At 69.2% G+C, this 8,138-nt stretch carries 8 protein-coding genes; 3 read left to right on the plus strand and 5 right to left on the minus strand.

The window, feature by feature from the left end:
* The first annotated feature begins 38 nt into the window (after nucleotides 1–38).
* Entirely contained in the window at nucleotides 39–665 is a 627-nt protein-coding gene (locus tag NE2_RS31955) for a YdcF family protein (protein ID WP_063032158.1), read from the plus strand.
* Nucleotides 666–685: 20 nt separating this feature from the next.
* Here NE2_RS31955 and NE2_RS31960 read toward each other — a convergent pair whose 3' ends face one another.
* The 5 genes from NE2_RS31960 to NE2_RS31980 form a co-directional block, all read right to left on the minus strand.
* A complete protein-coding gene (locus NE2_RS31960) occupies nucleotides 686–1,729 on the minus strand; it encodes an alpha/beta hydrolase (protein ID WP_233429944.1) in 1,044 nt (347 codons plus the stop codon).
* Nucleotides 1,726–2,685: an acyl-ACP desaturase gene (locus tag NE2_RS31965; RefSeq protein ID WP_063032160.1), complete on the minus strand. Its 960-nt coding sequence runs from the start codon at nucleotides 2,683–2,685 to the stop codon at nucleotides 1,726–1,728. The genes NE2_RS31960 and NE2_RS31965 overlap by 4 nt, the downstream gene beginning before the upstream one ends.
* Nucleotides 2,682–3,878, minus strand: a complete 1,197-nt coding sequence (locus NE2_RS31970; RefSeq protein WP_146165274.1) for a PucR family transcriptional regulator — start codon at nucleotides 3,876–3,878, stop codon at nucleotides 2,682–2,684. Before NE2_RS31970 ends, NE2_RS31965 begins: the two co-directional genes overlap by 4 nt.
* Nucleotides 3,879–4,309: 431 nt before the next feature.
* Complete coding sequence (locus NE2_RS31975; protein ID WP_084494475.1) at nucleotides 4,310–5,761, minus strand: lipase family protein; 1,452 nt, start codon at nucleotides 5,759–5,761, stop codon at nucleotides 4,310–4,312.
* 185 nt (nucleotides 5,762–5,946) lie between these two features.
* A complete protein-coding gene (locus NE2_RS31980) occupies nucleotides 5,947–7,161 on the minus strand; it encodes a lipase family protein (RefSeq protein WP_063032164.1) in 1,215 nt (404 codons plus the stop codon).
* A gap of 176 nt (nucleotides 7,162–7,337) precedes the next feature.
* Here NE2_RS31980 and NE2_RS31985 point away from each other — a divergent pair, with 176 nt between their 5' ends.
* Nucleotides 7,338–7,559, plus strand: a complete 222-nt coding sequence (locus tag NE2_RS31985; protein ID WP_228816706.1) for a hypothetical protein — start codon at nucleotides 7,338–7,340, stop codon at nucleotides 7,557–7,559.
* A gap of 157 nt (nucleotides 7,560–7,716) precedes the next feature.
* Nucleotides 7,717–8,138, plus strand: a 422-nt coding sequence (locus NE2_RS31990) for an RsbRD N-terminal domain-containing protein (RefSeq protein WP_507756930.1), incomplete at its 3' end; no start/stop codon positions are given.

Consider the following 8,138-nt stretch of genomic DNA (forward strand, 5'->3'; position numbering starts at 1 on the left):
TGAGTACGTGGCACGGCCCCACGTCGTCTGGAGTCCTGATGCCCGGCATTCGTATCACCCTGCGGCCCAACGGTTTTCGATTATTAGCCGCCGCCGCGCTGGCCTTCGGCGCTCTCACCGCGGTCGCGCTTCCCACCGCCGCGGCCGATCCGCTCACCGATGCGGCCGGCGTCATCGAACAGCTGCGCGCCGTCGGCGATCCGCTGCCGCCGCTGCCCGCCCCGCACGGGCCGACCACCGCGATCGTGGTGCTCGGTTACGGGCTGATGCCCGACGGGAGCATGCGCCCCGAACTCGTCGCCCGGCTGCAGGCGGCGCTCGTGCAGGCGATGGTGTCGCCGGCCTCCCCGATCATCGTCACCGGCGGAAATCCGCAGGGCGGCACCACCGAAGCCGACGCCATGGCCCGCTGGCTCGTCGCCCACGGCACGGCCCCCGACCGGATCCACATCGAATCACGTGCCGGCGATACCGTCGAAAACGCCACCAACTCCGCGGAAATGATGCACGCGCTGGGCGCCGGCGATGCGGTGGTCGTCACCTCGGCCGACCACATGCCCCGCGCCGTAGCCGATTTCGTCGATGCGGGCGTGCCGGTGGTCGGCACGGTCAGCCCGCAGGATCTGCCGCCGGTGGTGCTGGAGGTGTTCGGGCCCCAACAGTGAAACCGGAGTCGCCGGTCGTCTCAGCGCGGACCCCAGGTCCGCGCTATCCCGAGCCCGACGGCCAGCGCATCCCACGCCGAGGGCAAGGCGGCGGTGAAATCGGGCCACGAATGCGTCCCCGCGGGGATGTAGCGCACGGTGGCCGGGATGTTCAGCTGAGCGAGCCGCGCGGCGAAGCGCTCGGTACACGTGCGCGCCCCCGCCTCCAGCGCCACGCCACCCCCCGCGGAACGCAGCGCACCAGCGACGTCGTGCGCGGTGGCGATCGCGGTCAGATCCGGTGGGCTCGGCAGGCCCGTGGCCGCCGACAGATAGATCGGCGTGCCGCGCAGGGTATCGGCGCCCAGATAACTGTCGTGGGCCGCCCACTCCGGCGAATTCGGTGGGCCCCAGAGGTTTTCGGGGTTGCCGCCGCGCGAGGCCACGGTGATGCGAGTGACGGCCTGGCCGACCTCGTCCGCGGTGGAATAACAGCCGCTGATGCCCGCCACCGCGCGATAGAAGCCGGGGTGGCGCTGTGCCAGCATCATCGCCGCCTGCGCTCCCATCGACACTCCCGCGATGGCCCGGCGCCCGTCGGCATGCAGATATTTCTCCACGATCGGCGGCAGCTCGTCGACGAGGAAGGTCTCCCAGCGGTTGAGGCCCAGGTTCTGGTCGTAATGGTCCCAATCGGCGTACATACTGCCCACGCCGTCACCGGGCAGCACCACGTCCACCGGTTTGCCGGCGAAGAAGCGCGCGGCGTCGCCGTCGGTGAGCCAGCCCGAGGTCGCCGCACCCTCCACGCCGTCCAGAAGATAGAGGGTGGGCCGGGGTTCGCTCCCGGCGCCGTGCAGCACATCGATGGGCACCACCCGATGCATCGCGGCGGAGGCGATATACAGCCGATCCCACGCCGGCCCGCGGGATTCGGTGCGCACCAATTCCGTTCGCGTCACGGCGGGATCGATCGCCGGCGGGGCCGGTGGCGGGGGCGCGGCCGGATCGGCGCACACCGGAGCCGCCGCCATCGCGCCGGCGGCCACGGCCAACGCAGCGCTCAGCGCCGCACGAGTGATCACCGCTGCACCACCGCCGGACCATCCGCGAACGCCGTCTCCCGGGCGCGCGCTCGTTCCCGCCGTTCCCGGAAGCGGACGGCCGTCTTCTCCAGAGCGGCCAGATAGGCGGCCAGTTCGTCGCGGGCCCGCTCCCCCGTACCGGTCAGATCGGTGCGATCGAACACATGCCAGTTACGCAGCACCGGACGCAGCACCGTCTCCAGATGCTGCGGCGGATCGTAGATGCCGTGGGCGGCCAGCAGCAGCGCGTGCCGCCGGAAGCCGGGTCGTGCCGACCCGGGCAGGCGGAAACCGGTGACCGCCTCGGTGATCGCACGCATCATCGCGTCCGGAGCCAGCTCGAGGGCGGCCCGGGAGATATTGCGATAGAAGATCATATGCAGGTTCTCGTCGGTGGCGATGCGCGACAGCATCCGGTCGGCGATCGGTTCACCACAGGCGATGCCGGTGTTGCGGTGACTGATCCGGGTGGCCAGCTCCTGCAGTGTCACACAGGCCAACCCGCGCAGCAACCGCGAGACCTCCGGCGCGGCGACGCCGCTGGTCAGCCGCGTCATCCGGGCGCGTTCCAGCGCAACGGGATCCACCGCGCGGGTCACCACCAGGTAGTCGCGGATCACAATCGCGTGGCGGTTCTCCTCCGCGGTCCAGCATCCCACCCACGTTCCCCAGGCGCCGTCGCCGCCGACCATCTCGGTGATCGCGCGATGCCAGGAGGGCAGATCGTCCTCGGCGAGCAGATTGGTGACCAACGCCACCCGCGCCACCTCCGGCAACGCCGATTGTCGCGGCTCCCAATCGTTTCCGCCCAGTGCCGCGAAATTGCGGCCCTCACCCCAGGGCACGTAGTCGTGCGGATGCCAGGCGCGCGCCTTGCGCAGATGATCCGCGAGGCAGCGTTCGGCAACGGGTTCCAACTCGCGGAGCAGATCGCGATCGGTCACGGCGAGGCTCACGCATACTCCTCGGTGCGCGAATCGGTTGCGAGGTCGAAGGCCAGCAACGCCAGGCTCGCGCGCGCCAGACCGTCCGGGCGGGCCAGTTCGATTCCGGTCAGTCGCTCGATGCGCCGCACCCGATGCGCGACGCTGTTCGGGTGGATCGTCAGCCGCTCCGCCGTCGATTTGCGGTCCAGGCCCGAATCCACATAGGCGCGCAGGGTTTCCAGCAGATCCGGATGCGGCCGCAACGGACCGAGCACTGCGGCCAGATGCGCACGCGCCGGACCGGGCCGGGTCAGCTGGTACTCCACCGCGACGTCGGCGATCTCGTACAGACCCGGCGGGCGGCCCAGTGCGCGTACCAGTTCCAGCAGTTCATGGGCCTGGGCGGCCAGCTCCGGGATGCGTGCGGTGGGACCGGCGACGACGGTCGCGGTCAGCGGCACCGAGGCCGCCGCGGACAGTACGTCCAGGGTGTCGGCGGTCAATACCGGGGCGTCGATGCGGGCGGTGGCATCGGGGTCGTCGACCGGCACCAGCACGGTGCCGCCGTCGACGGAGAGCAGTGACAGCGCCCGTGAACCAAGCACCGGCGCCAGCGCGCTCTGCAGTCGGCGCAGTTTGCGGCGGGCCACCGTTTCGGCATTGCGACGTGGATCGGATTCGCCGGGATGCGGGGCGATCGACAGCGCCACCACCTGATAGGCGGGCGCGACCGCGATCCCGGTGCGGCGGGCCAGTGCGGCGCGGCCGTGTCCGCTGAGCAGGGCGGTGACCAGGGTCTGGGCCGCGGTCTGATGATGCCGGGCGGCCGAACGGTGTTCGTCGAGATAGGCGGCCGAGGTGGCGACCGTCACCGTCTCCAGCAGGCGCAGGGCCTGCTCGGCGTCGGCGAACAACGTCTCGCCGTCACCGCGGCCACCGGCGATATCGCTGAACACGCGCCGCACCGCCTCGTGGTAGGCGCGCAGCACGGTGTCGAGGTCGATGCCCTCACGCGCCCAGGCGCCGGCCCGGCCGACCAGTTCGGCCAGTCGCGCGGCATCCGCCGGTTCGGGATCGGGTTCGGCGACCATATCGGCGGCCAGGGCGAGACATTCGCGCACCCCGGCGCCGAATTCGGCGGTGGTGTCGGAATGCGGCGCCGGCGCGTCGGTGCGCACACTTCGGGTCAGAGTCGCCGCCAGGCTGGGTGCGGATGGTGTCATCGGGTCGCTCCAGAATCTGTCCCCGCGCGAAGTGTGCCCGCCGGATGCCTTGGGGTGAGGGTGCACCCGGCGAGCGGTTCCACTGCTACGCACAGTGACCGCGTCGAGGAAGGGGTTGGAAGTCCTGGTGCCGCGGGTCGAGCTGTGCGCCGTGAGCGGCGGCTTCGAGTTGGGAGCCGCTCACCGGTGGCCGGTCCGGCGTCCGCACTGCCGACCTCCTCTCCTTACGGAAGGTGCGGGTGCGCCGGTTGCCGAACGCGGCACCGTCCGCGCAAAAACCGGTGCCGCGTTCACATCACGGTACGGCCACGGAATCGCCTCGAACCCGAAACACCGGCGATCCGATGACAATTCATGAATCGCACCGGGGACGGCTGGGGTCGCGGCACAAAATCATCCGCGACCCGGCGCGAGAGAAAGACGCCGCCGTTTCAGCATTCACTCGGGGCGGAAACGCCCTGCAATCGCTGATCGACCCAGCCCATGGCCTCCGGATACCCCAATCCCGCTGCGATGATGTGCTCGCCCGGCACGCTGCGATACACCGCCGCCACGCCCAGTGAGCATTGGTCGCGATAGAATTCGCGCGCTCCGGCGGCCGGGATCCAGAATTCCTGTTCACCGTTGTAGACATACAGCGGCACAGCGGATTTCATGCCCTGCATCCGCGTCACCCGGTAGATGTCACCGGCCAGCGCGCTGTGCAGCGGATCGGGGGTGTCGGCGGCGATATCGATCGGCAGTGACAGCACCCCGGGAACGGCGAACACACCGGCGCAGGTGTCCTTGAGCGGCGAGAGGGCCGCCCACCGGGCCAGATTGTTCATTCTCGCCAGGATTTCCGGCCGCTCCCGTCCTACCCCGAAGGTGGCTGCCAGGAACACACCCGAGGCGAAGTTGGCGTTCATGCTCTGCGACAGGATCTGATAGTCGGCCGGTACCCCGCCCAATGCGGCACCGACGATCAGCGGCGCCAATTCCGGTGCGTAGGAATCGATCAGCGCCACCGCGCCGCGGGTGGCGATGGCACCACCGGAGTATCCGTGCATGGCGTAGCGGCTGGCGCCGAATTCCGCGGGCAACTCCGTGCGCATCGCCCGGATCGCGTCGAGCACGGCGTGGCCGGCCACGAAGGGTTCGGCATAGGCCATCCGCGGACCCTCGTGATCGGGAATCAGCACCGCGTACCCGCGCAACAGCGCCAATTGCGTGGTGGGCGGGACGAAATCGGTGGTGCCGGTATCCCCGGAGAAACCGTGCGCGAGTGTGTAGCCGGGCGTACAGGTCCGGCCCAGCGCGTCGATGGGAAGATTGTTCACCAGCACCGGCCGCGATCCGGGACCCGTCCACGGTGCGGCCGGAATCGCCAGTGTCGCAGTCGCATACGAGGGGGCGTCGTGGGCGTCGGTGGTGCGGTATTTCACCTGCAACGCCTGCCGCACGGGCACCACCAGCAGCGGAGCGGCGGTCGCCGTCACGTCACGGGTCGCGATCACATCACCGGGCCGCAGCCCCGCGAGATCCGCGGGCCAGTCGTCGAGCAGCGGATCGCCCACCGGCGAGGGCATGACGGCCTGCTGCAGCCGGGCCAGGTCGGCGGTGACGCCGGTCTCTCCGGCGGCCGCCTGATCGGCCACGGGGATGGGTGGCGGTGGCACCAGGATGTTGATCCACTGCTGCAGCTGCGCGAGCCCCGGCGCCGGCGGATTCGACCGCGCCGGATCCGGTTCCTGGGGTGCGAGCGGTTGCCCCGGCAACCCGGGTAAGGCGATCGCGGGTAACGGCAAGGCCGGCAGGGGAATCGGCGGCTGGGCCGCTGCGGTACCCGCAACAGGACCGCAACCGATCAGCAATGCCGTGACCAGTACATGCCGGATTCGCATGGCGCACCCCACTAAAGCTCACCGCTGGTTCCCGTGCGCTGCCAACCCGAGTTCCGCGCTGAACCAGGTGTTTCGAGACTACCGGCGCGAATCCGGCTGTCCGGGCGGCGTGTTCGGATCGTGCGCGCCGCGAGTCCGCATCGATATCGAATCCGGCACGCCCCCGCGGTGCGGGGTCGGCGCGCTCAGCAGTTGCTCGGCACCGGCTGAGCGTGCATGCGGCCGTCGAGCCAGCTCAGCACCTGCGGCAGGCCCAGCACGGCCGCGGTGAGGTGATCGGGTACCGGAATGGCCTCCGACTGGACCGTGACCCCGGCCTGGCACCAGCGCCGATCGGTATTGACGATCGAATCCACCGGGATCAGGCCGTCGATGGGCGAATGCCATTCGAAGACCGGCATATTCGGCACGCTGTCGGTGTAGAGCTCGAGGCTGTTGTCCTCGACCACCTTGCGCGCGACCGGATCCTCGATCATCGACGTGGTTTTCGCGAACTCGCTCACCCCGTGCCCCGCGCCCGCGGCCAGCAGTCCGTTGGTGCAACTGTTCGCCATCACCTGCCGCACCGCCATACCCTTGTCGTTGAGCTGGTCCGACAGCGGGAACCGGTCGGGGTATTCACGTTCCAGGCCGAGTCCGGCCGCCATCGCCAGGCCGAAGGCCGGATGCGAGCCGTACCCCAGGCCCTCCAGCATCTTCACCATGTTCATCGGCACGCCACCGGCGGCGGCCCCCGCGATGCGCAGGTCCGGCGCGTAGACCGGCGCCAGCGCGGCCGCCCATGCGGTGGCCATGCCGCCGCCGGAGTAGCCGGCCATCGTCACCGGGCTGTGCTCGAGTTTCAGATCGGCGGCGTGCTGCACCGCGCGAATGCCGTCCAAGGTGATCTGGCCGCCCAGACGCGCTGCGCCGTAGGCGAACTGCGGCCCGAGATGGTCGGGCATCGCGATACTCCAGCCGCGCTGCAACACCACGTTGTAGGCGGGCGCCTCGCGGACCATCAGATCCGGGTTCTTGGTGTAGAGCACATGGGAGACACCGCAATCGGCGCCGAGGCCGTTGATGATCGTCTGATACGACAGCAGCGGCCCGTCGGCCGCCCGCTTGCGCGGCGTCAGGACGGTGGTGGTCGCCGCGATCGGCTTGCCCTCGGAATTGGTCGAGCGGAACTTGATCAGCGTGATGTCGGTGTCGGGGAAGATGTCCAGCGGCGGTAGCGGTTTCGTCGCCAGCACGTCGCCCGGCTTGTGCTCGGCGATATCGGCCGGCGCGGCGTAGAACGGGTCCGGGTCCGGTGCCGGGTAGATCGGTTGCGCCGGTGCGGAAGTCGTGGCGGCAGCGAACAGCAACAGACTGCCGGCGGCGACGCTCAGCGCCCGCCGGACCGCGGTTTGGCCCATGGGCCAAGAGATTATCGCGCGCGCGAGGCAACCCGAAATCGGCACCGCAGGTCCTGAGAAATCACAAGTTTGCCGCGCGGCGGTATGTGTCACGCGATGAATTCCGCGCTGAAACCTGTTCGGGTTACCCGTGAGTACGTAGCTTCGTTCCTGCACCGATGCAAAGGAGCACGGCTATGGACATCTTCGAAACGGCCCCCGACATCCCCACTCGCCGGATCACGGTCTACTTCGGTGGCACCGGCCCCGACTGCGACATGATGCTCGAATACGCCGCCACCCGCGCCGAGGCCTGGGAGTTCGCCGCCGCCGCCGTGCATTCCGGACTGGCGGTCACCGTGGACGGCATGGTCCGGCCCGGATTGCGACCGCTGCCCTGCCGTCGATTGTGGCATTGAGGAACCGATCCGCGTCCCGGCGACTGTGAGCGATCACAACGGCCCGCCGACCTGCTTCGATTTCCGCACAGACGATTCGCGAAGCACCCTCGGTTCCCGGCCCGCCGGTTAGCGTTAACCGCCGGAACAGATAGTTCGGGAGTAGAAGGAGTCAGTGATGACCGTCGACAGCTCCAACCGGTCCAGTCTCACCTTCTCGGGACGGCCCATGTCGTCGCCGTTGAAGGATGTGTGGTCGCTGTCGCGGCACATGGTCGGCCACTTCGTCGAAAACGTCGCCCCCTGCGGCACCCTGCCCGGCGACGCCATCCACGGCGACATCACCACCATCACCCGCACCTGCCTCGAACTCGCCATCAGCCTCCTCGACGGCCGCGACATCCCCGAAAAAACCGAACGCCTCAAAGACGCCGCCGCCGCCTGGGCCCGCGAAGGCGTCCCCATCGACACCATCCACCACGCCATCCACGAAGGCTTCAAAATCGGCTTCGACCTCGTCGTCACCAACGCCACCACCAAAACCCGCACCACCACCACCACCAACAGCAACGACAACAACGACAACGGCAACGGCAACGG

Source organism: Nocardia elegans NBRC 108235, assembly GCF_001612845.1.
GTDB classification, from domain to species: Bacteria; Actinomycetota; Actinomycetes; order Mycobacteriales; family Mycobacteriaceae; genus Nocardia; species Nocardia nova.